Here is a 21,792-nt window from a genome sequence, read left to right on the forward strand (position 1 = left end):
AGCGATAACCGGCCACCCCAGGGCGGGGCGGGTCCCCGCGGCTCCGGCGGAACCGTTCCCGGACCGGCCCCGATCACCAGCCGACGGTCGGAACCGCCGCGTGGGGATGGCGGCTTCGCCAGCGCGTGTACGCGGCGCCGGCCCGGCAGGTGCGCAGATAGCCGTCGGCCACGCCCCGCAGGAGCTCCGGGCCGCACTCCTGCAGCGGGCCGTCGCTGCGCCAGGCCAGGACGTGCCGGTACCACAGCGGATTTCCCACCAGGGGGCGCACCGCGACCCCCGGCACTTCGGTAAAGGTGGCCTGGCAGAGGCTGACGGCCAGGCCGGCCCGCACGATCTCGATCAGCTGCCGCCCTTCCGCCTCGTACGGGGTGAAGGGCCGGCGGCCCGTCACCGCGCACACCGACGACCAGTACTCGCAGGTCCGGTCGCTGTCGGGCCGGGGCGCCGCCCAGTCCTCGTCCAGGAGCTCCGCCAGGGTGACCTCTTCGCGCGAGGCCAGCGGGTGGGCGGCGGGCAGCAGGGCGAACACCGGCTCGGTGACGAGCGGATGGAGGAGGACGTCCCGGCGGTCCGGCAACTCCTGGTCGGGGTGGTCGCCGAGCACGGCCGCCTCCAGCCGGCCGGCCGCGAGGTCGTCGAGGAGGGTGACGGGGGAGTACCGGCAGCGCGCGGTCACCTCCGCTTCCGGCAGCAGGGCCTTGACGGCCAGGATGAGGTGGCCGAGCAGGGGGGCGCCGACCGAGCCGATGCGGACGCGGCCCGCCCCCGAGCTCCGGCGGGCGGCCCGGGCGGTGTCCGCGAGCAGCCCGTCGATCCCCGGCAGAATGGCCCCGGCCCGCCGTAGGACCAGTTCCCCGAAGGGGGTGGGAGCGGCCCCGTCCTGCCGCCGGTCGAAGAGGGTCCCGCCCAGCATGGCCTCGATACGGCGCAGTTGGGCGCTGAGCCCCGGCTGGGTCACGCCCAGCGCGGCGGCGGCGCGGGTGAGACTGCCCGCCTCGGCGATCGCGCAGACCACCCGCAGGTGCCGTACCTCCAGATCCATGGCGCAGATGGTACGCCTCCTATGTGAAATGTCACATGGCTGAAGATGGCCGGAGAAGGCCCCTCAATGCCCTGCCCCTTCCGGGTTCTTGAGGCCGATGGTGGCGTAGTCGATCTGGCCGCCGAACGAGGTGTGGCCGAAGGCGCCGGCGACGTTCGTGCCCACCAGCAGGGGCATGCGCTCGATGACGACCGGCGCCGCCGGGGCCTGGGCGAGGATCTGCCCGTCGAGCTCCTGCCAGGCCCGGTCGGCCTGCCCGGTGTCGGTCATGGCGGCGATCTCGTCCATGCGCTTCATGGTGGCCTCGTCGCGGAAGAGCGAGTGGTTCCCGGAGTTGCCCTTCTCCTTGATGTAGCGGCCGTCGAAGACGAAGGGCAGGAAGGTGGAGCCCGAGAGGTAGTCCGGGCACCACCCGGTGTAGACGAGGTCGGTGCGGCTCTTGGTGTCGCCGATGGTGTCGTAGAAGGCGGACGGGTCGACGGTCTCGATGGTGACCTTGATCCCGATGCGCCCCAGGGACTGCTGGACGGCCTCCGCGACCCCCTTGTCCCCGTTGGAGACGGTGAGCGAGGTGGCGAACCCCTCCGGCTTCCCCGCCTCCTCCAGCAGCTGCTTCGCCTTTCCGATGTCGCCGGTGGCCGGGATCCCCAGCGTGTCGGGCTGTCTGCCGCCGAAGATGGAGCCGGGCATGAGGGCCGTGGCGATGTCGCCGAGGGCCGGACCGCCGGAGGCGGTCAGGATGGCCTCGCGGTCGAGGGCGTACTGGACGGCCCGGCGGACCTTGACGTCGTCGAAGGGGGCACGGCCCGTGTGCATCTGCACCATCTCGGTGCAGTTGGAGGACTCGGACAGCAGCCGCGCCCTGACGTCGGACTTGGTGAGCACCTTGGGGGTGCTCTCGGGGCGCAGCTTGCCCCAGGAGACGGCGGAGGCATCGGCGCCCGAGGCCGCGATGATCCGGTCGTCGATCTGGTTGGCCCGCAGGCCCATCATCACGACCACCCTGTCCGGGTAGGCCTTGCGCACTCCGTCCGTGGCGGGTTCCCAGTGGGGGTTGCGGACCAGTGTGAGCTGCTTGCCGCGGTCGTACGCATCGATCTTGTACGGGCCCGAGGAGAACGGGCGGCTGTCGTACTGGGACCCCGTGTCGTGCGACCGGGGGACCGGGGCGAAGGTGGGCAGCACCGTGGCGTGGGGGAACTCGGCGAAGGGCTTGCGCAGTTCGAAGACGATCGTGCGCTCGTCGGGCGTCTTCACGGAGTCGAGGTGCTCGCCCCGCGCCGGGCCGCGGTAGCCCTCGGCGCCGGCGAGGTAGCGGGCCGCGTAGTCGGGGCCCCCGGGCAGGTCGGGGGAGAAGGACCGCTCCACGTTGTACTTGACGTCCTGGGCGGTGATCGGCGAGCCGTCCTCGTACCGCAGCCCCGCCTTGAGCCTGAAGGTCCAGGTCTTGGCTCCGTCGGAGGGGACGCCGAGGTCCTCGGCGAGGTCGGGGGTGAGCTCCCCGCCCTTGGCTCCCGGCTCCGCCTTGTACGTGACCAGGGTGCGGTAGAGCAGCCGCGTGCCGAAGTCCATGTCGCCCATCACCCAGTTGCGGGCCGGGTCGAGGTGGGTGAAGTCCTGGTTGGACAGGACGGTCAGGGTGCCGCCCTTCTGCGGGGTGCCGCCGATCACGGTGCCGGTGCCGGCCGCAGCGGGGCTGCGGCCCCCCGGGGCGGAGCCGGCATGGGTGCCGCCGAGGCATCCGGCCGTGCCGAGGGCGAGGGCTGCCGCCAGTGCGGCGGCGAGGGAGGTGCGGGTGCGCAGGTCCATACGGGGTCTCTCCGGGGCGAGGAAGGGGGGCAGGGTGATCGCAGGGGCGACGGAACGGGGGATCGGTGGCAGCCGAGCGGCCGGGCATGGCCGCCAACTTAGCCATGTGACATTGCACTCCCAAGATGTCGGTACGCCATAACGCGGCGTTATGGGAAGGCGGGAGCTCCCGGGAACGCCGGACCCGGAGCCATGCTCGGGGCGCAACGTCACACCTCGCATCGCGGCCCGACCCCTCGGCCGTGAAAGGGATCCATGAACCCCGCCTACGCGACCGCCGACCACGTCTTCCGCGTCCCCCTGGACCACCGGGCCCCCGACGGACCGGACATCGAGGTATTCGCCCGTGAGGTTGCCGACCCGGCCCGTGCCCACGAGGAACTGCCCTGGCTGCTCTACCTCCAGGGCGGTCCCGGCGGCAAATCGCCACGCCCCGGCGTCGGTTCGCCCGGCTGGCTGCCCCACGCGCTGAAGACCCACCGGGTGCTGCTCCTCGACCAGCGCGGCACCGGCCGCTCCACCCCGGTCACCGCACGGTCCGCCGCCCGGTTCGACACCGCTCGCCAACTCGCCGCACACCTCGCCCACTTCCGCGCCGACGCGATCGTGGCCGACGCGGAACTGATCCGCCGCCGGCTGTGCGGCGACACCCCCTGGGAGACCCTCGGGCAGAGCTACGGCGGTTTCCTCACCCTCACCTACCTCTCCCGCGCCCCCGAAGGCCTGCGGGCCTGCTACGTGGCCGGAGGGCTTCCCGGCCTTTCGGCCACCGGCGACGACGTGTACGCCCGCACCTACCCCCGCGTACGCGACCGCGTGCTCGGCTTCTACGCCCGCTACCCCGACGACGCCCACCAGTTGCGCACGATCGCCGACCTGCTCGCCGCGGACGACGTCCGCCTGCCCGACGGCGACCGGCTCACCGTCCGCCGCCTGCGCACCCTCGGCCTCTGCCTCGGCATGGGCGACGGCTTCGAGCGGCTCCACTGGCTGCTGGAGGAATCCCTCGACGCGGACGGCCGGTTGACCGACACCTTCCGCCATCAGGTGATGAACCTGACCGCCTTCACGGACAATCCGCTGTTCGCCGTGCTGCAGGAAACGCTCTACGGCCAAGGCGCGGGGCCGACCGCCTGGGCCGCCGCCCGGGCCCTCGCCGACTTCCCCGAGTTCGCCGAGGAGGCGAATCCCCTGCTGCTCACCGGAGAGATGATCTACCCCTGGATGTTCCGGGAGATCACCGGCCTGCGTCCCTTCGTCGACGCCGCCGAGCTCCTGGCGCGGCGCACCGACTGGCCCGCCCTGTACGACCCCCACCGCCTCGCCGCCAACACCGTTCCCCTCGCCGCGGCCGTCTACCACGACGACATGTACGTCGACGCCGGCCTCTCCCTGCGTACCGCGGCCGAGATCGGCGCCACCCGGGTCTGGGTGACCAACGAATGGGAGCACGACGGAGTCAGCGCCTCCGGTGGCGCCGTCCTGGCCCGGCTGATGGACCTGGCCGCCGGCCGCGCGTAAACCCTGCCCACCCCCGACCCGAGGGATCCCCATGCCCCTTGTACGGACCAGCCTGCGCGCGGCCACCGCGGTGGCCGCCCTCCTCCTCGGCCTGGCCGCCCCCGCCCAGGCAACCGCGGCCCCGGCGCCGCACCCCGCCGCCCCCGCCGCCGACTGCGCCCTCCCCGGCAGGACCGGCTGGACCGACGAGGGCCACGACACCGACCGCGCCCGGTTCCAGCCCCCGACCGGCACCCGCCGCGTCCTGATGCTGTTCGTGGACTTCCCCGACGCCCGGGCCGACGACTCCACCGACCCCTACGCCGCCCACCTCGCCCCCGCCGCCGACTGGCTGCGCACCGCCAGCCACGGCCGGTCCCGCCTCGCCCTCAGCCCCCTGCGCCGATGGATCCGCATGCCGGCGGACTCCGACACCTACGGCTTCGCCCGGGGCCTCACCTTCGAGGCCCACGAGAAGTACGTGCGCGACGCCGTCACGGCCGCGGACCCCCACGTGGACTTCTCCCGCCACGACATGGTCTACATCGTGCCCGCCAAGGCGGCCACCGCCGTCTCCTTCTCCCCGACCTACCTCTACGACCCCGCCACGCCCGGGGTGAGCGCCGACGGCACCCGCCTGAAGTGGGCCGTGACCTTCGGCCAGGACATGTGGCACTGGGGACCGCTGGTCGCCGCCCACGAGACCGCCCACACCTTCGGCCTGCCGGACCTGTACTCCTTCACCGGTGCCACCCACCAGTACACCGGCGGCTGGGACCTCATGGGCAACATCGCCGGGCCCGCTCCCCAGTACCTCGGCTGGCACTCCTGGAAACTCGGCTGGACACGCGACGACCAGGTCGCCTGTCTGCCCGCACGCGGGCGCCGCACGGTCTTGCTGACCCCGGTGGAACGCCCCGGCGGCACCAAGATCGCGGTGCTGCGCACCGGCGCGACCACGGCGTACGTCGTCGAATCCCGTCGGGCGGAGGGCGCCGACCGGGCCGCCTGTTCCACAGGCGTCCTCCTCTACAAGGTCGACTCCGCGGCCCGCACGGGCGAGGGCCCGGTCCGGGTCGTGCCCGCCACGCCGGCCGCGGCCCCGTCCGCCGGCTGCACCCCGCTCGACCTCGGGGCGTACGCGCCCGGACAGAGTTTCGCCGACCCGGCCACCGGCACCCGGATCGACGTCCTCGCGGGCGGGGCGGCGGGCGACCTGGTGAGGCTCACCCGTGGCTGAGGGAAGCGGTGACAAGGCGTCGCGCGATCCGGGCGGATGACACTTTTGTGTGGTGATGGGGCCTTCAGTGGCTGTTCGCGCTCGACATGCTGCAAGGATTTGTCCAGCGGCGGTCGAGCCGTCCGTCCACCCGGCCGCCGCGAGCGGGGCCGGTTCCTGCCCCCAGCCCTACGGGATGTTCCTCCATGGCCGTCTTGTGCCGACCCGCCGTTGCCGTGCCCGAGTACGTCATCACCTCGGAGCAGACCCTCGACCTCGTGCGCACCGTACACCGCGACCATCCCCGACTGGGGCTGGCGTTACGCCTCATCGAGAACACCGGTGTCGGCAAACGGCATCTCGTGCAGCCGCTCGAACAGACCCTGCGCCACCCCGGGTTCGAGGCGCGCAACAAGCTCTACGAGGCCCAGGCCAAGGCGCGGGTGCCCCAAGTGGTGCGGCAGGCGCTGGAGAACGCCGAGCTGACGGCGGCCGACATCGACCTGATCGTGTACGTGTCGTGCACCGGGTTCATGATGCCCTCGCTCACGGCCTGGCTGATCAACACGATGGGGTTCCGGCTGGAGACCCGGCAGTTGCCGATCGCCCAGCTCGGCTGCGCCGCCGGGGGCGCAGCGGTCAACCGGGCGCACGACTTCTGCAGGGCCTATCCCGGCGCCAACGCCCTGATCGTGGCCTGCGAGTTCTGCTCGCTGAGCTACCAGCCCACCGATCTGGGCGTCGGCACCCTGCTGTCCAACGGCCTCTTCGGCGACGCCGTCGCCGCCGCCGTGGTCCGGGGCACGGACGGCACCGGTATCCGGCTCGAACACAACGGCTCGCACCTCGTGCCCGGCACGGAGGACTGGATCGCGTACGACGTACGGGAGACCGGCTTCCACTTCCTCCTGGACAAGCGCGTCCCCGGCACGATGGAGGCACTGGCCCCCGTGCTCGGCCGGATCGCCGCACGGCACGGCTGGAACGCCTCGGACCTCGACTTCTACGTCGTACACGCCGGCGGCCCCCGCATCCTCGACGACCTCTGCACCTACCTCGGCGTCCCGCCCGAGGCGTTCCGGTTCAGCCGCGCCACGCTCACCGAGTACGGGAACATCGCCAGCGCCGTCGTCCTGGACGCCCTGGCCCGCCTGTTCGACGAGGGCGGGGCCGAGCAGGGAGCCAAGGGCCTGATCGCGGGCTTCGGCCCGGGCATCACCGCCGAGATGGCGCTCGGTCGCTGGACGGCCCCCGCCGAGCCGGCGCTCGTGGGGGCCGCACGCCCGGGCTCGCGTACCCGGCCGGCCCGGGGAGCGGCCACCGGTATCCCCCGGGCCCGACCGGGGACGGTGGCGGTGCCGGCACCGGAGCCCGCGCGCATTGCGGTGTCCTCGGAGGCGAGGGCCCCGGTCACCGCAGCCCCGCCCGCCCGCGTGCCCGCGCCGGCGGTGCCGGTCGCGGCACCCCCGGAACCGGCAGGGCCGCAGGTGCACTTCTGGGCCCCGCCGGACCTGCCCGGACTCGCCTTCGACCCGCTGCTCGCGCGCCTGCTGCACGAGGAACCGGTCGCCCGCGTCCGCCTTCCCCACGGGGAAGGGCACGCGTGGCTGGTGACCCGGTACGAGGACGTACGGTTCGTGTCCTGCGACCCGCGCTTCAGCCGCCGGGCCGTCGTGGGGCGCTCCGTCACCCGCCTCGCGCCCCACTTCATCCCCATGGACGGGGCGGTCGGCTTCGCCGATCCACCGGACCACACCCGCATGCGGCGCGTGGTCGCCCGCGCCTTCACTGCCCGCTCGCTCGGACGCCTGCGCCGGCACGCGCAGCACGTGATGGACGGCCTGCTCGACCGCATGGAGGAGCACGGCGGCCCGCTCGACCTCGTGGCGCACCTGCACCGGCCCTTCCCGCTGGCCATGGTGTGCGCGCTCCTCGGGGTGCCGCAGGAGGAAACAGGACCGGATGGGCGGCTGGACCGACGTCATCCTGTCCGCCGCGCACGGGCGGGAGGCGAGCGAAGCCGCCAAGGCCGCGATGGCCGACGCCTTCCGGCGTCTGCTGGCACGCCGTACGGCCGAACCGGCGGAAGACCTGGCGGGCGCCCTGGCGGAGGCCGTCGCGGGCGGCGTCCTCAGCCGGGACGAGGCGGTCGGCCTCGCCGTACTGGTCCAGATCGGCGGCGCACACGCCGTCCGCAACAACAGCGCCAACATGGTGTACGCCCTCCTCACCCGTCCCGCGCACCTGGCCCGGCTGCGGGCCGAGCCCGGACTCGTGCCCCAGGCCGTGGAAGAACTGCTGCGCTACATCCCCCACCGCAACGCCGTGGGCCTCTCCCGGATCGCGCTGGAGGACGTGGAGGTGGGAGGGGTGCTGATCCCGGCCGGTGATCCCGTGTACGTCTCGTACCTCACCGCCAACCGTGACCCGGACGTCTTAACCGATCCCGGGCGGCTCGACTTCGACCGCACCCCCAACCCGCACGTGGCCTTCGGCCACGGCCCGCACTACTGCCCGGCCTCCACCCTGGCCCGGATGGAGAGCGAGATCCTGCTGCGCTCGCTGTGGGACCGCTTCCCGCGCCTGCGGTTCGCCGTACCCGAACAGGAACTGGAATGGGAGCGCGGTGCGTTGATCCGCGGCCCCCGGACGCTGCCGGTCACCTGGTGACCCGGGAGACCGACGAGATGGAGGAGACAGCAGTGCCCCAGCAGGACACGTACCGCGGTGACGGCCTCATCGTCCCGCCCGGTGCCGGACGCACCCTCAGCACGTCGGCGCAACAGGTGACGTTCAAGGTGACGGGTGCGCACTCGTCCACCGCCTCCACCTTCGAGGTGGTGGTACCCCCCGGATTCGACGTCGGAGCCCACGTCCACGGTCGCAGCGAGGAGCTCTTCTACGTCCTCGAAGGCGAACTCGACGTCATGGCCTTCGAGCCGAGGATCCGTACGCGCGACGACTGGCGGACCTGGGAGTCCCGCTCCGGCGAGCGCCATGTACGGGCCACCGCCGGCACGATGATCCTGGTGCCGCCCGGCTGCCCGCACGCCTTCGCCAACCCGACGGGCCGCCCCGCCAGGATGCTGCTCCAGGCCGCCCCGCCCCCGGACCACGAACGGTACTTCGAGGAACTGCTCGACCTGCTGAACAGCGGCGGCGAGGTGGATCGGGCGGCCGTCGAGGAGCTCCGCGGCCGCTACGACATCGAGCAGCTGACCCCGCTGCGCCACGAGCCGCCGGTCGTCCCCGCACCGGCCTCTCCCGAGCAGGTCCCGGCGTGAGCGAGGACGCGGGTGCCGGCACCGGCGTACCCGGGAGTGCGGCGACGCAGGACGTACGGCCCGTCACCCTGCCGCACATGCGGCCCGGGGACGCGCCCGCCCCGCCGCCGTGCGGGGGTGCCCAGGATCCCGCCGTGCACCACTGGCCGGTGGACCACCTCGACGGCCTAAGCTTCGACCCGCTCCTGCACCGGCTGCTGCGTGAGGAGCCGGTGGCGCTGGTCAGGATGCGGTTCGGCGAGGGCCACGCCTGGCTGGTGACCCGGTACCACCTCGTCAAGGAGGTGACCTCCGACGCCCGGTTCAGCAGGGCGCTCACCGTGGGCCGGCCCGTGACGGGCATGACCCCCCACAACGTCGCCCCCGCCCAGGGCATCGGCCGCACCGATGCGCCCGACCACACCCGGCTGCGGCGGCTGGTCGCCCAGGCGTTCAACCGCCGGCGGACCGCCGCACTCCGGGCGGACACCGAGAGGACCGCCGAACGGCTCGTCGACACGATGATGCGCCGGGGCGCCCCGGCGGACCTGGCCGAGCACGTGACCGGTCCGCTGCCCGAACACGTCATCGGCAGGCTGCTCGGCGTTCCGGCAGCCGATCTCGGCCGCCTCCAGGAGTGGCGGGGCGTCATCCTCTCCACCGACCACACCCCGGCGGAGAGCAGCGCCGTCAAGGCCGACATCGCCGCCTACTTCCGCGAGCTGGCCGCCCACCGGCTGGCGCACCCCGAAGACGACCTGTTCAGCGAGCTCTCCGCCGCCCAGGACCGGGGCGAACTGAGCCGGCCCGAACTGATCTCGTTGACCGTGATGATCGTGCTGAACGCCCTCGACCAGGTCCGCAACCAGTCCACCACCATGGTCTACGCCCTGCTCACCCACCCCGGGCAACTGGCCGCCCTGCGCGCGGACCCCGGACTGCTCCCCTCCGCCGTCGAGGAGCTGCTCCGGTTCATCCCGCAGCGCAACGGGGTCGGCATGCCGCGCATCGCCACCGAGGACGTGAGGGTCGGCGACGTGACGATCCGTGCCGGGGACGCCGTGTACGTGTCCTACCTGGCCGCCAACCGCGACCCCGGGGTCTTCGAGGACCCCGACCGGCTCGACCTCACCCGTGACGGAGCCCCGAACCTCGCCTTCGGCCACGGGCCGCACTACTGCCTGGGCGCCGCACTGACCCGGATGCAGTGCCTCACGATCCTGTCCACCCTGCTCCGGAAGGCGCCGGAGCTGCGGCTGGCCGTTCCACCGGAACAGGTGCGGTGGCGCCGCGGATCGATCAACCGCGGACCCCGGACACTGCCCCTCGCCTGGTGACGGCGCCGCGCCGGACCCGCCGGTCCGCGCGGCCCGCCGGCTCTGCGCGGAGGCGGAGGAGGCCGTACAGAACCTGGTCGACCGGGAGCGGCGCAGGCGCGAAACGCCGTTCTGGTAGACGACCCGGCCCCCTACGCGGCCAGGGCCGTCAGACGTCCTCGGAGTCGGGCAGCGCCTGCTCCGACCAGATGACCTTTCCGTCCGGCGTGTACCGGGCCCCCCAGCGCCGGCTGAGCTGCGCGACCAGGAAGAGGCCGCGGCCGCCCTCGTCGGTCGTCGTGGCGTAGTGCAGGCGCGGCGAACTGCTGCTGGCGTCGAAGACCTCGCAGGTCAGCACCCGGTCGTGCAGCAGGCGTACCCGCACCGGGGCGGCGCCGTGCCGGATCGCGTTCGTGATGAGCTCGCTCAGCACCAGCTCCGTGCCGAAGGCGAGCGCCGACAGGCCCCACTCGTCCAGCTTCTCCACCGCGGCCGCCCGCATGCTGGCGACCGCGCTCGGCTCGAACGCCACGTCCCATTCGGCGATGCAGTCCGCCGGCAGCGCCGACGTACGGGCGACCAGGAGGGCCACGTCGTCCCGCGGACGCACCGGCAGCATCTCCTTCAGGACCGCCCGGCAGACCTCCTGCGGGTCCCGCTCCGCGTGCGCCAGCGCCGCGCGCAGCAGGTCGAGCCCCTCGTCGATGTCCCGGCCGCGGTTCTCGATCAGCCCGTCGGTGTAGAGGACCAGCTGGGTGCCCTCGCTCAGGTCCAGCTCAGCCACCTCGAAGGGGAAACCGCCCAGTCCCAGCGGGGCCCCCGCGGGCAGGTCCGGAATCTCCACCGTGCCGTCGGGGCGTACCACGGCGGGCGGTACGTGCCCGGCGCGGGCCATGGTGCAGCGCTGGGTCACCGCGTCGTACACCGCGTACAGGCAGGTGGCCCCGAGCAGGCCCAGCCCGCTGCCGTCCCCGCCGTCGGCCCCGCTCTGGTCGATGTACTGCACGAGCCCGTCGAGCCGTCCGAGCAGCTCGTCGGGGGGCAGGTCCAGGGAGGAGAAGTTGAGTACGGCGGTGCGCAGCCGGCCCATGGTGGCTGCGGCGTGCAGGCCGTGGCCGACGACGTCCCCGACCACGAGGGCGACCCGGCCGCCGGGCAGCGGGATCACGTCGAACCAGTCGCCGCCCACCCCGGACTGCGCGGGCAGGTAGTAGTGGGCCACCTCCACGGCGCTCTGCTCGGGCAGGTCCCGCGGCAGCAGACTGCGCTGGAGGGCAACGGCCAGGGTGTGCTCGCGCGTGTAGCGGCGGGCGTTGTCGATGCTGACCCCGGCCCGGGCCACGAGCTCCTCCGCCAGGGACAGGTCCTCCTCGTCGAACGGCTCCGGCTTCTGCGAACGCCAGAAGTTGACCACGCCGAGGACGACCCCGCGTGCCTTCACGGGCGCGATGATCAGGGAGTGGATCCCGAAGTCGATGATGGCCCGGGCCCGCGGCGGGTCCTGCGCGTGCCAGCCCGGAGCGTCGGCCAGATCGGTGATCACCTCGGCCCGGCCGCTGCTGAGCCCCCGCGCCTGGGGTGTGGAGGGCAGGAAGTCGATCAGCCGTCCCCGCTCGTAGAGCGGGGAGCCGTCCCGGATGCCGCTGACCGCGGCGCGGCGCAGGTCCGGGGTGGCGCCGGTGGGTTCGTCGCCGCGGAGCACGGCTTCCGCCAGGTCGATCGTGACGAAGTCCGCGAAGCGCGGTACGGCGACGTCCGCCAGCTCCTGGGCGGTCTGCTCCACGTCGAGGGTGGTGCCGACGCCCACCCCGGCGTCGTACAGCAGCCGCAGGCGTCTGCGGGCGGCCTCGGCGCGGGTGCTGAGCACGCGCATCTCGGTGGAGTCCCGGATGGTCACCGCCGTCCCCTCGGGGCTGCCGCGTGGACGGGTGGGCCGCTGGTTGATCACCAGCAGCCGGTCGCCGGCCTCGTGCACCTCGTCGGTGGCGACCCGGCCGGACAGCAGGAGGTCGGCCAGGTGCCGGTCGAGCCCGGAGAGATCCCGTACGAGCTGCCCCTCGGCGTCGGAGGGCAGGGCGAGCAGCCGTTTCGCCTCGTCGTTGGCGAGCAGCAGCCGGCCCTGGCCGTCGATGATCAGTACGCCCTCGCGGACGTTGTGCAGCACCGCGTCGTGGTGCTCGTACATGCGGGTCATCTCAAGCGGGCCGAGGCCGTGGGTCTGGCGTCGCAGGCGCCTGCTGATCAGGGCGGCGCCGGCGGTGGCCAGGGCGAGGCCGGCCGCGCTGGCCCCGAGGATGACGGGCAGTTGCCGGTCGACCACCCCGGTCACGTTCTTCACCTTGAGCCCCGCCGACACGAGCGCCTCGACCTTGCCGTGGTCGCCTTCGGAGAAGACCGGCACGATGGCCTGGATCTCCTTGCCCAGCGGCCCCCGCACGCTCTCGGTGTGCACGTGGCCCGCCAGCGAGGGTTCTATCGTGCCCACGAAGCGCTTGCCGATGCGGTCGGGAAGCGGGTGCGTGTACCGGATCCCGCGGGTGTCCATCACGACGATGAAGTCGACCCCGGAGACCTTGCGCGTCGCCTCGGTGAGCGGCTGGAGGATCTTGGACGGGTCGGGGGACCGGAGCGCGGCGTGCAGCCCGACGGAGTGGGCGAAGGTTTCAGCGACCGCCACGGACCGGTTGCGTGCTTCCCGGTCGACGTCGTGGCGGGACTGGAGCACCAGCGCCAGCACCGCACCGGCAGCGAGCAGCACCACGACCGCCACCTGAAGGACGAATACCTGTCGGGCGACGCTCCGTGGGCGGTTTCCGATCAGTGACCGCACCGACGTCCCCGGCACGGGTTGCAAGGATGGGCCACGATCCATTTGTAGCACTGGAGGCCGCCGCTGGTACGTTCGCAGCGCCGCGCGCCCTCGTGGCGGCGGGTCCTAGCCTGGCAGTATGCGCGGTCGGCCGGTCACGCTGTTCCTCTGCGGCGACGTGATGACGGGCCGGGGTGTCGACCAGATCCTTCCGCACCCCGGTGATCCCGCGCTGCAGGAGTCCTGGATCCGTGACGCCCGCGCCTACGTCGAACTCGCCGAAGCGGTGAACGGGCCCATTCCCCGGCCCGTCGATCCCGCCTGGCCGTGGGGGGAGGCGCTCGCCGTCCTGGACGCGGCCGCGCCGGACGTGCGGATCGTCAACCTGGAGACCAGCATCACGCGCAGCGCCGCGTTCGCCCCCGGGAAGGGGGTCCACTACCGGATGAACCCGGCCAATGTGCCGTGTGTGGCCGCGGTCCGGCCCGACGTCTGCGTCCTGGCCAACAACCACGTCCTGGACTTCGGTCGCAGCGGGCTCGCGGAGACCCTCGCGGTCCTGTCCGGTGCGGGGCTCGCCACGGCGGGCGCGGGCGGCGACCGGGCGCAGGCGAGGCGGCCGGCGGTCCTCCCGGTCCGCGGCGGCCGGGTGCTGGTCCTCTCCTGCGGCGTGCCCTCCAGCGGCATCCCGCACACGTGGGCCGCGGGCGACGGGCGCAGCGGCGTGGACCTGCTGCCCGACACCTCGGCCGCCGCCGCGGCCGGGATCACCGAGCGCGTGCGGCAGCTGAAACGGCCCGGCGACATCGCCGTCGTCTCGATCCACTGGGGGTCGAACTGGGGCTACGAGGTCCCCACGGGCCACATCGGCTTCGCCCACGCCCTCGTCGACGGCGGGGTGGACCTCGTCCACGGGCACTCCTCGCACCACCCGCGCCCGCTGGAGGTCTACCGGGGCAGGCTGATCCTCCACGGCTGCGGCGACTTCATCGACGACTACGAGGGGATCGGCGGCCACGCCCGCTACCGCGACGACCTGCGGCCGCTGTACCTGGTGTCGGTCGAGCCGGACACCGGCGCACTGGCCGGTGTCCGGATCGTCCCCCTGCAGGCGCGTCGGATGCGCCTGGAGCACGCCTCGGCCGAGGACTCCGGCTGGCTGGGGGCGGTGCTGGACCGGATCGGTCGCCGTTTCGCCACCCGGGTCGACCGGGAGGCCGGCGGCGTGCTCGTCGTACGGCCCCGGTGAGGGCCTGTGCGTCCCGGTCGGGGCGGTGGGTCAGGAGAGCTTGCCACCGTAGTCCGGGAGCTTGAAGGTGCGTTCGGCGTGGCCGCCCACCAGGTCGCTCTGGTTGTTGCCGATGTTGGCGATGACCGTGTAGCCGCGGGCCTCGATCTCGGCGCGCTTGGCCGTCTTGTAGGTGCTGACCTCGCTGAACAGGTCGGGCAGGTCCCGCACGTAGAGCCCCGACACCGGGTAGCCGACGGCCTTGAGGTTGTGCTCGGTGACCGAGTACACGATCCCGGGGCGGGCGGTGACGAAGAAGACGGCGACGCCGTGTTCGTCGGCGTACCGGGTCAGCTCGCGGACCTCGGGGATCGCGGGGGTCGGGAAGGTCCAGAACCAGTGGAAGTCGGTCTCCAGAGAGGAGTTGTCGATGTCGAGCACGATCGCGGGCTTCTCGCCGGCGGGCGACCGGGCGATGCGCTGCTCGACGTACGGGCGGGCCGTGCCGATGACGGCCGCGACATCGCGCCGCCACGTGCCGTAGTCGATGCCGAGCAGGTAGGCGTTGCCGCCGGGCGCGGAGGCGTTCACCGCTGCCGGGGCCGCCGCGGGAGCGGGCTGCGCGGTGGCGGTGAGCGGCCGGGCGGACGCGGTCGGGGCCAGCGCCAGGACGGCGACGGCCGCGGCCGCGCCGGTGGCGGCGGCGAGCGGGCGGATACGGGTGCGGGTGCTGCGCATGTGGGGGCGCTCCTCGGTGGCCGAATTTGGCATGTGCGCGTCCACAATCAGGCCGCGGGCCGCCGGTGTCTACCGGTCGGTAGCAAATCTCTGTCGGCCTGCAGATGAATGTTGATCTCCGGCGGGCGCGCGCGGAACGCCCGGGCCGCCGAAAATGGAGGCATCCCTCAGCGGCTTGCGGAGGTGCCCAGCGTGAACGCCGCAGACCCCCGGCCAACGCCGGTACGCGAACCGGAAGGCCCGGCGCGGCCCCGGCGGCTCTTCGACAGGGACGACGAATGGGCGGCCCTGACCGCCTTCGCACAGGACCCCAAGAGCGGCCCCGGCCTGTGCGTGGTCTCCGGGCGCCCCCGGCAGGGCAAGACACTGCTCCTCGAAGCGCTCGCCCGGGCCACGGGGGGCTTCTACTTCAGCGGCCAAGAGGCCACCGAAGCGGACTCCCTGCGCCGGCTCGGCGAGGAGTACGCGCGCTACCGCCGGGCAGCGGCCCCCAGCCGGTGGCCCGACTGGAAGCACGCGGTGGACGAGCTGCTCGCCCTGGGCGACACCAGACCCCTGCCGGTCGTCATCGACGCCTTCCCCGACCTGGTCGAGGCGAGCCCCGCCCTGCCGTCCGTGATCCACGGCGCGCTCCGGCGGCTGGCCGGCCCCGCCAGGCAGAACCGGACCCGCCTGGTGCTCGGGGGCGAGACCGCACCCGTCATGAGCCGGCTCTTCGCCGGCTCCCCCCTGCGCAGCATCGCCGAGCTGGAACTGCGGATCCAGCCGCTGGACTTCCGCGCGGCGGCGCGGCTGTGGGGCATCGAGGACCCCGCGCTGGCCCTGCGCGTCCACGCGGTGGTCGGCGGGACCCCCGCCTACCGGTACGACTACGTGAACGACGACGTGCCGCGGGGGCCCGAGGACTTCGACGACTGGGTCTGCCGGACGGTGCTCAACCCCCGGACGCCGCTGTTCCGCGAGGCCCGCCACCTCGTCGACGAGGAGACCGGACACGGCAGCCACGGGGCCTGCCACTCGGCCCTGGCGGCGCTGGCCTCCGGCTGCACGACCCACGGCGAGATCGCCGCGTACACCGGACAGCAGCTCACCGACGCCTCCCGCGCCCTGGCCCTCCTGCGCGACCACGGACTCCTGCTCTCGCAGCCCGACGGATTGCGGCCCGGCCTCGTCCGCCACCGCATCGCCGACCCCCTGCTGGCCTTCGAACACGCCGTGGTGCGCCCCCGCAGAACGGCTTTGGAGAGCGAGGAGGCCGGCGCCGTCTGGCGGAGCGCCCGGGCGGACTTCTCCCGGATCGCCGAGGACTGCTTCGCCCAGATCTGCCGGCACTGGGCCGAGCACTTCGCCGCCCCCGCCACCTTCGGCGGCGCGCCGGTCACGGCCGCCTACGGCTCGCTCGGCAGCGACCCCGATTCCCCCGAGGCGCACGCGGCCGAAGTCGTCGTCCGCGGACACGACGGCCAGGGGCCCACCAGGCTCCTCTCCATCGGGCTCGCCCGGCTGGGCGCGGACATGGACGTCGAACACCTGCGCAGACTGCACCGCCTCGTCGACGCGGTCGCCGCCGCGGGCGAGGACACCGGCCGGGTCCGCCCCGCCCTCTACGGCGGCCGCGGCTTCAGCCCGGAACTGCACGCGGCGCAGGACCGGGGCGAGGTCATGCTGGTCGACCTCGACCGCCTGTACCGCGGCCACTAGCACCTGCCACTAGCACCTGGGAGGCACGCCATGTCGCACACCGCCGAGTGGAAGGTCCGCCTCCAGGTCTCGGAGGAGGACCGCACCACGAAGGCCCGGCTCGAACTCGACAACGGTTCCACGAAGCTGACCGGGCAGGGCACCGCCCGCCGCAACCCCCAGGACCCGGACGTCCCGGAGATCGGTGACGAACTCGCCGTCGCACGGGCCATGGAGAACATGGCGGACCAGTTGAAGCGGACGGCCCTCGGGGACATGAGCGCCACCGGAGCCCTCACCCCGCAGGGCTCCCTCAAGCCCTATGCGGGATGGCTGGACGTCGCCGAGGACTAAGGCGTGCCGGCGGGCCCCTCGGCCCTGTCGTCGTCCACGTACGCCAGCCGGTCGACGACGTCCACCACCCCGTCGACGCTCTGGCAGAGCCGCACCACGACGGGGACGAGGCTCGCCCGCGGAACGGTCCCGCTGAGGGTCACCAGGCCGTCGCGGACCTCGACCGTCAGATCGGACGGCCGCAGCCGGAGCGTACGGGTCAGGACGTCCTCCAGGATCTCCTCCTGGATGGCACGGTCACGGCGCAGGAACAGCTGGAGCAGGTCACTGCGGCTGAGCACCCCGATGACCCGGTTCTCCCGGTCCACCACGGGCAGCCGTTTGACCTGCTTCTGCCGCATCAGCCGCGCGGCGCGGACCACGCTCCACTCGGGGCGGGCAGTGATCGCGGGACTGCTCATCAGGCCTTCGGCGGTCTCGGCGCCGCTGCCCTCGCCGTAGCGGTGCAGCAGGTCGGCCTCGGAGACCACGCCCACGGGACGGCCGTCGTCGTCCAGGACCGGAACGGCCGTGATGCCGAACTCGTCGAGCAGCCGGGCGATCTCCTTGAAGGTGGTCCCCCGCTGCACGGCGACGGCGGTGGGCGTCATCATGTCCGCGACACTGCGGTGCCTCATCGCGCCCTCCTCGGCTCGGGCATTCCAGACCCATGATGGCCGATGTGCCGCGGTCCGGGCGGTCAGGCCGCGCCCCAGCCCCCGTCCAGCGGCAGGGAGGCGCCCGTCAGGTAGTCGGCGTGGGGCCCGCAGAGCCACACGGCGGCCGCCGCGACCTCCTCCGGCTCGATCAGGCGCTTGATCGCGGACCGGGCCAGCAACACCTCGGCGAGCACGTCCTCGGCGCTGATGCCGTGCGCGGCGGCCTGCTGCTCGATCTGCGCCTCGACCAGCGGCGTGCGCACGTAGCCCGGGCAGATGCAGTTGCTCGTCACCCCGTACGGGGCGCCCTCGATCGCGGCGACCTTGCTCAGCCCCTCCAGGGCGTGCTTGGCCGCGACGTAGGCCGATTTGAAGGCACTGGCGCGCAGGCCGTGCACGCTGGAGATGTTGACCACCCGCCCCCACCCGCCCGCGTACATGTGCGGCAGCACGTGGCGCAGCAGCAGGAACGGCGCCGTGACCATCACCTGCTGGATGCGCGCGAAACGCTCGACCGGAAACGCGGTGAGGGGGGCCACGTACTGCAGGCCGGCACTGTTGACCAGGATGTCCACGCCGGCCGGCAGCCCCTGGACGGCCTCAGGGTCGGCCAGGTCGGCCCCGTGGGCCCGTCCGCCCACGAGGGCGGCGACGGTCTCGGCCGACTCCGCGTCGATGTCGACGACGTGCACGGTGGCGCCCGCCTCGGCCAGGGCGACGGCGCAGGCCCGGCCGATGCCGCTGCCGCCGCCGGTCACCAGCGCCACGCGCTCCCGCAGGGAAGGAAGTTGGCTCGTCATGGCTCGACCCTAGGCAGGACGGCCGCCCGGGCCCATGGCGGCGGCCACCACTGTCCCGGGCTGGCACCTGGAGCCGTCCGCCATGGGTGCCCCGCGTAGCGCCGCGTACTCCCCCGGGAGTACGGGGGGACGCCCCGTCCGGCGGACGACGGCGGGGGCCGCGCCGTCTAGCGTGGCCCCATGGCGGAGCGGCACGGGGGGCAGGACGGGGCGGGGCGGCTGCCGTGGCGGTCGGCGCTGCTCGTCGCCGTCCTCGCGCAGGCCGGCAGCGGGTGGGCGCAGCAGGTGCAGGCCGGCCGGGAGCCGCTGGGCGTGCTCGGGCGGATCCTGCTCCTGCTGGGGCCCGCCCTGCTGGTCCTGCGCCACCGCCACCCCGTACCGGTGCTGTACGGGGTCTGCGCGGTCACCCTGGCCTACCTCGCCGGCGGTTACCCCTACGGCCCCGTCTTCGTCAGCGTCGCCCTCGCCGCCCTGGCAGCCGTCGTCGCCGGACACCGCCACGCCGCCTGGGCCGCGGTGGGCGGGCTGTGGGCCGGGCACCTGCTCATCGGGCACTGGCTGTACCGCCGGCTGCCGCCCCCGGGCGACGGGCCGGCCCCCTGGGCGCCCGAGGGGGCCGTCACGGCCTGGGCGATCGCCGTCCTGGCCGCCTGCGAGCTGGTCCGCGTACGCCGGGAGCAGTGGGCCCGGGACCGCGCCGAGCGGGCCGCGGCCGAGCGGCGCCGGGTGGACCAGGAGCGGCTGCGGATCGCCCGCGAGCTGCACGACGTACTGGCCCACAGCATCTCCGTCATCAACGTGCAGGCGGGCGTCGGCCTGGCCCTGCTCGACACGGACCCCGAGCAGGCACGCACCGCGCTCAGCACCATCAAGGCGGCCAGCAAGGAGGCCCTCGGCGAGGTCAGGCAGGTCCTGGACACCCTGCGGGCCCCGGGCGAGGCCCCCCGCACCCCCGCCCCCGGGCTGGACCGGCTGGGCGAGCTGGTCGGGCAGGCGGCCGCGGCCGGGCTCACGGTCTCGGTGGAGGGCGGAGCCGAGGCCCGCGGACTGCCGCCCGGTACGGACCTCGCCGCCTTCCGGATCCTGCAGGAGGCCCTGACCAACGTGGTGCGCCACTCCGGGGCCCGGACGGCCCGGATCCGCATCAGCCGGGCGCCGGACGTGCTGGAACTGCGCGTGGACGACGACGGCCCCGCCACCGGCGGTGACGCGGGCGGCAGCGGCACCGGGCTGGTCGGCATGCGCGAGCGGGCGGCCTCCCTCGGCGGCACCGTCGAGGCGGGACCCCGCCCGGACGGCGGGTTCCGCGTACGGGCCCGGCTCCCGCTGCGGAGCCCGGACCCGGGGGAGGACCAGTGATCCGCGTTCTGCTCGCCGACGACCAGCAGCTCGTACGCGCGGGCTTCCGGGCGCTGCTCGACGCACAGCCGGACATCGAGGTGGCCGGCGAGGCGGCCGACGGCGCCGGAGCCGTGCGCCTCGCCCGCGAACTGCGCCCGGACATCGCCCTCATGGACATCCGGATGCCGGTGCTCGACGGCCTGGCGGCCACCCGCGCCATCACCGGGGACCAGGCGCTGGCCGGGGTCAAGGTGGTCATGCTCACCACCTTCGAGCTCGACGAGTACGTCTTCGAGGCGATCCGCTCCGGGGCCTCCGGGTTCCTGGTCAAGGACACCGAGCCCGAGGAACTGCTGCGTGCGGTGCGGGCGGTGGTTGCGGGCGACGCGCTGCTCTCGCCCGGGGTGACGCGCCGTCTCATCGCCGAGTTCGCCGCCCGTTCGAAGGCGCCCGCGGCAGCGGCGGAACTGGCCCGGCTGACCGAGCGGGAGCGCGAGGTGATGGCTCTGGTGGGACTGGGCCTGTCCAACGAGGAGATCGCCCGGCGCCTGGTGGTCAGCCCGCTGACGGCGAAAACGCACGTGAGCCGGACCATGGTCAAGCTGGGCGCCCGTGACCGGGCCCAGCTGGTGGTCCTGGCCTACGAGTCGGGGCTGGTCCGGCCCGGCTGGCTCGGCTGACACGGGTCCCGGTGGGCCACGGGCTGCGGCCACGGCTGCGGCCACGGCCCACGCCGGACCCCCGGATACTCCACCGGTGGTACGCGCAGTGCCGCCGGCCGTACGACGCGCCGGGCGCCCCCGTGGAGCCAGTCTCGGAGTGTCGTCGCCCGCAAGGGCGGCGCGGCGAACACGTCCGAGGAGCTGAACCGAGATGAACACCCTGGCACACGACGGGCCCGGCCCGTGGATCCTCTTCTTCCCGCTGGTCTGGGCGGCCGTCGTCATCGGCGTCGTCACGGTCCTGCGCCGCACGGTGTGGCGCGGCGGGCGCGGCCCGCGCGGACCGTGGGCGGCGGCGGGCCGTCCGTACGGCGAGAACTCACCGATCGCGATCATCGGCCGCCGCTTCGCCTCCGGCGAGATCGACGAGGACGAGTACTGGCGGCGGCTGTCCGTGCTGGACGAGCAGTTCGGCCGCCCGTTCCCGGAAGGCAAGGGCCGCCCCGCCTGAGCCCCCCCGGGCGGGCAGGAGGCGGGCCCCCGGTGCGGCACGGCCCCCGGGGGCCCGCTCCGGCCCGGGGGCCAACACGCCCCTTGTCCCAGATCGTGAGACCTGCGTCTCGATCCGGCCGTATCACGGGGTGCTCCCGGCCATTCCCCTCACCGCCGGGGCCCGCACTCCCGGAGCCGGGATACCGTCCCGCGATGCATTCGAACACGCAGACATCGCACACCCCTTCGCCCAGCCGGCGCGGCCTGTTGCGCGCCGCCGTGGCCGGCTCGGCGGCCGCCGGGTCGGTACTCGCCCTCGGCTCCGTCTTCCCCGCCTCCGCGGCCCCGGACACCGGGTCCGGGCCGGGCCACCCGACCGACCGCCCCCTCACCCCGGAACAGGCCCTGGACCGGCTCACCGAGGGCAACCGGCGCTGGCGCACCTACCGGCAGCAGCACCCGCACGAGTCGCGCTCGGTACGGCTCCAGCTCACCACGGCCCAGCACCCCTTCGCCGTGGTGCTGGGCTGCGTCGACTCCCGGGTCCCCCCGGAGCTCGTCTTCGACCAGGGCCTCGGCGATCTGCTCACCGTCCGCTCCGCGGGCGAGGTACTGGACGAAGCCGTCCTCGGCAGCATCGCGTACGGGGTCCTCGAACTGGACATCCCCCTGGTACTGGTCCTCGCCCACCAGTCGTGCGGGGCCGTCGGCGCCGCCGTCCACGCGGACGAGACCGGCGAACGGCTGCCCGCCCACATCCAGTACCTCGCCGAATGGATCCGGCCCTCCATCGACCACAGTCGGGAGGGCGCGGCGGGGGGGGGGGGGGCCCCACGCCCCCCCCCCCCCCCCCCCCCCCCCCCCCCCGCCCCCCCCCCCCCCCCCCACCGCCTACACA

17 protein-coding genes and 2 pseudogenes are annotated in these 21,792 nt (G+C 73.8%); 13 read left to right on the forward strand and 6 right to left on the reverse strand.

Features of this window, described 5'->3' with window-relative positions:
- Positions 1–73 precede the first annotated feature (73 nt).
- Both ABZ128_RS05430 and ABZ128_RS05435 read right to left on the reverse strand, forming a co-directional pair.
- Positions 74–1,045 carry a LysR family transcriptional regulator gene (locus ABZ128_RS05430; RefSeq protein WP_356846171.1) on the reverse strand — a complete coding sequence of 324 codons (972 nt, stop codon included), beginning with the start codon at positions 1,043–1,045 and terminating at the stop codon, positions 74–76.
- Positions 1,046–1,108: 63 nt separating this feature from the next.
- The gene (locus ABZ128_RS05435; RefSeq protein WP_356846172.1) at positions 1,109–2,854 is read right to left on the reverse strand and encodes an ABC transporter substrate-binding protein; all 1,746 of its coding nucleotides are present in this window, start codon (positions 2,852–2,854) and stop codon (positions 1,109–1,111) included.
- Between the two features lie 255 nt (positions 2,855–3,109).
- Here ABZ128_RS05435 and ABZ128_RS05440 point away from each other — a divergent pair, with 255 nt between their 5' ends.
- The 6 genes and pseudogenes from ABZ128_RS05440 (at position 3,110) to ABZ128_RS05465 (ending at position 10,173) form a co-directional block, all read left to right on the forward strand.
- Positions 3,110–4,375, forward strand: a complete 1,266-nt coding sequence (locus ABZ128_RS05440; RefSeq protein ID WP_356846173.1) for an alpha/beta fold hydrolase — start codon at positions 3,110–3,112, stop codon at positions 4,373–4,375.
- A gap of 31 nt (positions 4,376–4,406) precedes the next feature.
- Entirely contained in the window at positions 4,407–5,594 is a 1,188-nt protein-coding gene (locus ABZ128_RS05445) for a M6 family metalloprotease domain-containing protein (protein ID WP_356846174.1), read from the forward strand.
- Between the two features lie 185 nt (positions 5,595–5,779).
- Positions 5,780–6,817, forward strand: a pseudogene (locus ABZ128_RS05450) (type III polyketide synthase); the annotation flags it as partial.
- 204 nt (positions 6,818–7,021) lie between these two features.
- Positions 7,022–8,243, forward strand: a pseudogene (locus ABZ128_RS05455) (cytochrome P450).
- 32 nt (positions 8,244–8,275) lie between these two features.
- Entirely contained in the window at positions 8,276–8,857 is a 582-nt protein-coding gene (locus tag ABZ128_RS05460; protein WP_356846175.1) for a cupin domain-containing protein, read from the forward strand.
- Positions 8,854–10,173 carry a cytochrome P450 gene (locus tag ABZ128_RS05465; RefSeq protein WP_356846176.1) on the forward strand — a complete coding sequence of 440 codons (1,320 nt, stop codon included), beginning with the start codon at positions 8,854–8,856 and terminating at the stop codon, positions 10,171–10,173. The genes ABZ128_RS05460 and ABZ128_RS05465 overlap by 4 nt, the downstream gene beginning before the upstream one ends.
- 148 nt (positions 10,174–10,321) lie before the next feature.
- Here ABZ128_RS05465 and ABZ128_RS05470 read toward each other — a convergent pair whose 3' ends face one another.
- On the reverse strand, positions 10,322–13,024 hold the full coding sequence (locus tag ABZ128_RS05470) for a SpoIIE family protein phosphatase (RefSeq protein WP_356846177.1): 2,703 nt from the start codon (positions 13,022–13,024) through the stop codon (positions 10,322–10,324).
- A 76-nt stretch (positions 13,025–13,100) separates the two neighbouring features.
- Between ABZ128_RS05470 and ABZ128_RS05475 the strand changes: the two genes are divergently transcribed.
- On the forward strand, positions 13,101–14,210 hold the full coding sequence (locus ABZ128_RS05475; protein ID WP_356846178.1) for a CapA family protein: 1,110 nt from the start codon (positions 13,101–13,103) through the stop codon (positions 14,208–14,210).
- 30 nt (positions 14,211–14,240) lie between these two features.
- Here ABZ128_RS05475 and ABZ128_RS05480 read toward each other — a convergent pair whose 3' ends face one another.
- Positions 14,241–14,927 (reverse strand): HAD family acid phosphatase, encoded by a 687-nt coding sequence (locus ABZ128_RS05480; protein WP_356846179.1) that lies wholly within the window; start codon positions 14,925–14,927, stop codon positions 14,241–14,243.
- A 192-nt stretch (positions 14,928–15,119) separates the two neighbouring features.
- On the opposite strand from ABZ128_RS05480, the gene ABZ128_RS05485 reads away from it, so the two are divergent.
- Together ABZ128_RS05485 and ABZ128_RS05490 are read left to right on the forward strand one after the other, a co-directional pair.
- Positions 15,120–16,628: an ATP-binding protein gene (locus ABZ128_RS05485; protein WP_356846180.1), complete on the forward strand. Its 1,509-nt coding sequence runs from the start codon at positions 15,120–15,122 to the stop codon at positions 16,626–16,628.
- A gap of 30 nt (positions 16,629–16,658) precedes the next feature.
- Entirely contained in the window at positions 16,659–16,961 is a 303-nt protein-coding gene (locus tag ABZ128_RS05490; protein WP_356846181.1) for a DUF1876 domain-containing protein, read from the forward strand.
- On the opposite strand, the gene ABZ128_RS05495 is transcribed toward ABZ128_RS05490, so the two are convergent.
- Together ABZ128_RS05495 and ABZ128_RS05500 are read right to left on the reverse strand one after the other, a co-directional pair.
- Positions 16,958–17,578, reverse strand: coding sequence for a CBS domain-containing protein (locus tag ABZ128_RS05495; protein WP_356846182.1), 621 nt, complete (start codon positions 17,576–17,578; stop codon positions 16,958–16,960). The two genes, ABZ128_RS05490 and ABZ128_RS05495, sit on opposite strands and share 4 nt — an antisense overlap.
- A gap of 62 nt (positions 17,579–17,640) precedes the next feature.
- On the reverse strand, positions 17,641–18,399 hold the full coding sequence (locus tag ABZ128_RS05500) for a 3-hydroxybutyrate dehydrogenase (protein WP_356846183.1): 759 nt from the start codon (positions 18,397–18,399) through the stop codon (positions 17,641–17,643).
- Positions 18,400–18,579: 180 nt separating this feature from the next.
- On the opposite strand from ABZ128_RS05500, the gene ABZ128_RS05505 reads away from it, so the two are divergent.
- From ABZ128_RS05505 to ABZ128_RS05520, 4 genes are all read left to right on the forward strand, one after another.
- Positions 18,580–19,758 carry a sensor histidine kinase gene (locus ABZ128_RS05505; RefSeq protein ID WP_356846184.1) on the forward strand — a complete coding sequence of 393 codons (1,179 nt, stop codon included), beginning with the start codon at positions 18,580–18,582 and terminating at the stop codon, positions 19,756–19,758.
- Positions 19,755–20,420: a response regulator transcription factor gene (locus ABZ128_RS05510; RefSeq protein ID WP_356846185.1), complete on the forward strand. Its 666-nt coding sequence runs from the start codon at positions 19,755–19,757 to the stop codon at positions 20,418–20,420. The genes ABZ128_RS05505 and ABZ128_RS05510 overlap by 4 nt, the downstream gene beginning before the upstream one ends.
- A 193-nt stretch (positions 20,421–20,613) precedes the next feature.
- Positions 20,614–20,913 carry an SHOCT domain-containing protein gene (locus ABZ128_RS05515; RefSeq protein ID WP_356846186.1) on the forward strand — a complete coding sequence of 100 codons (300 nt, stop codon included), beginning with the start codon at positions 20,614–20,616 and terminating at the stop codon, positions 20,911–20,913.
- 194 nt (positions 20,914–21,107) lie between these two features.
- A partial coding sequence (locus ABZ128_RS05520) for a carbonic anhydrase (protein ID WP_356846187.1) occupies positions 21,108–21,792 on the forward strand: 685 nt, incomplete at its 3' end.

This window comes from Streptomyces sp. NPDC006326 (assembly GCF_040612915.1).
In the GTDB taxonomy this organism is placed as follows: Bacteria; Actinomycetota; Actinomycetes; order Streptomycetales; family Streptomycetaceae; genus Streptomyces.

What these genes read in the sequence shown, in the direction of transcription:
- ABZ128_RS05430 (WP_356846171.1), bottom strand. Translation starts at nt 1,045, where the DNA reads ATGGATCTGGAGGTACGGCACCTGCGGGTGGTCTGCGCGATCGCCGAG.
- ABZ128_RS05435 (WP_356846172.1), bottom strand. Translation starts at nt 2,854, where the DNA reads ATGGACCTGCGCACCCGCACCTCCCTCGCCGCCGCACTGGCGGCAGCC.
- ABZ128_RS05440 (WP_356846173.1), top strand. Translation starts at nt 3,110, where the DNA reads ATGAACCCCGCCTACGCGACCGCCGACCACGTCTTCCGCGTCCCCCTG.
- ABZ128_RS05445 (WP_356846174.1), top strand. Translation starts at nt 4,407, where the DNA reads ATGCCCCTTGTACGGACCAGCCTGCGCGCGGCCACCGCGGTGGCCGCC.
- ABZ128_RS05470 (WP_356846177.1), bottom strand. Translation starts at nt 13,024, where the DNA reads ATGGATCGTGGCCCATCCTTGCAACCCGTGCCGGGGACGTCGGTGCGG.
- ABZ128_RS05475 (WP_356846178.1), top strand. Translation starts at nt 13,101, where the DNA reads ATGCGCGGTCGGCCGGTCACGCTGTTCCTCTGCGGCGACGTGATGACG.
- ABZ128_RS05480 (WP_356846179.1), bottom strand. Translation starts at nt 14,927, where the DNA reads ATGCGCAGCACCCGCACCCGTATCCGCCCGCTCGCCGCCGCCACCGGC.
- ABZ128_RS05490 (WP_356846181.1), top strand. Translation starts at nt 16,659, where the DNA reads ATGTCGCACACCGCCGAGTGGAAGGTCCGCCTCCAGGTCTCGGAGGAG.
- ABZ128_RS05495 (WP_356846182.1), bottom strand. Translation starts at nt 17,578, where the DNA reads ATGAGGCACCGCAGTGTCGCGGACATGATGACGCCCACCGCCGTCGCC.
- ABZ128_RS05500 (WP_356846183.1), bottom strand. Translation starts at nt 18,399, where the DNA reads ATGACGAGCCAACTTCCTTCCCTGCGGGAGCGCGTGGCGCTGGTGACC.
- ABZ128_RS05505 (WP_356846184.1), top strand. Translation starts at nt 18,580, where the DNA reads ATGGCGGAGCGGCACGGGGGGCAGGACGGGGCGGGGCGGCTGCCGTGG.
- ABZ128_RS05515 (WP_356846186.1), top strand. Translation starts at nt 20,614, where the DNA reads ATGAACACCCTGGCACACGACGGGCCCGGCCCGTGGATCCTCTTCTTC.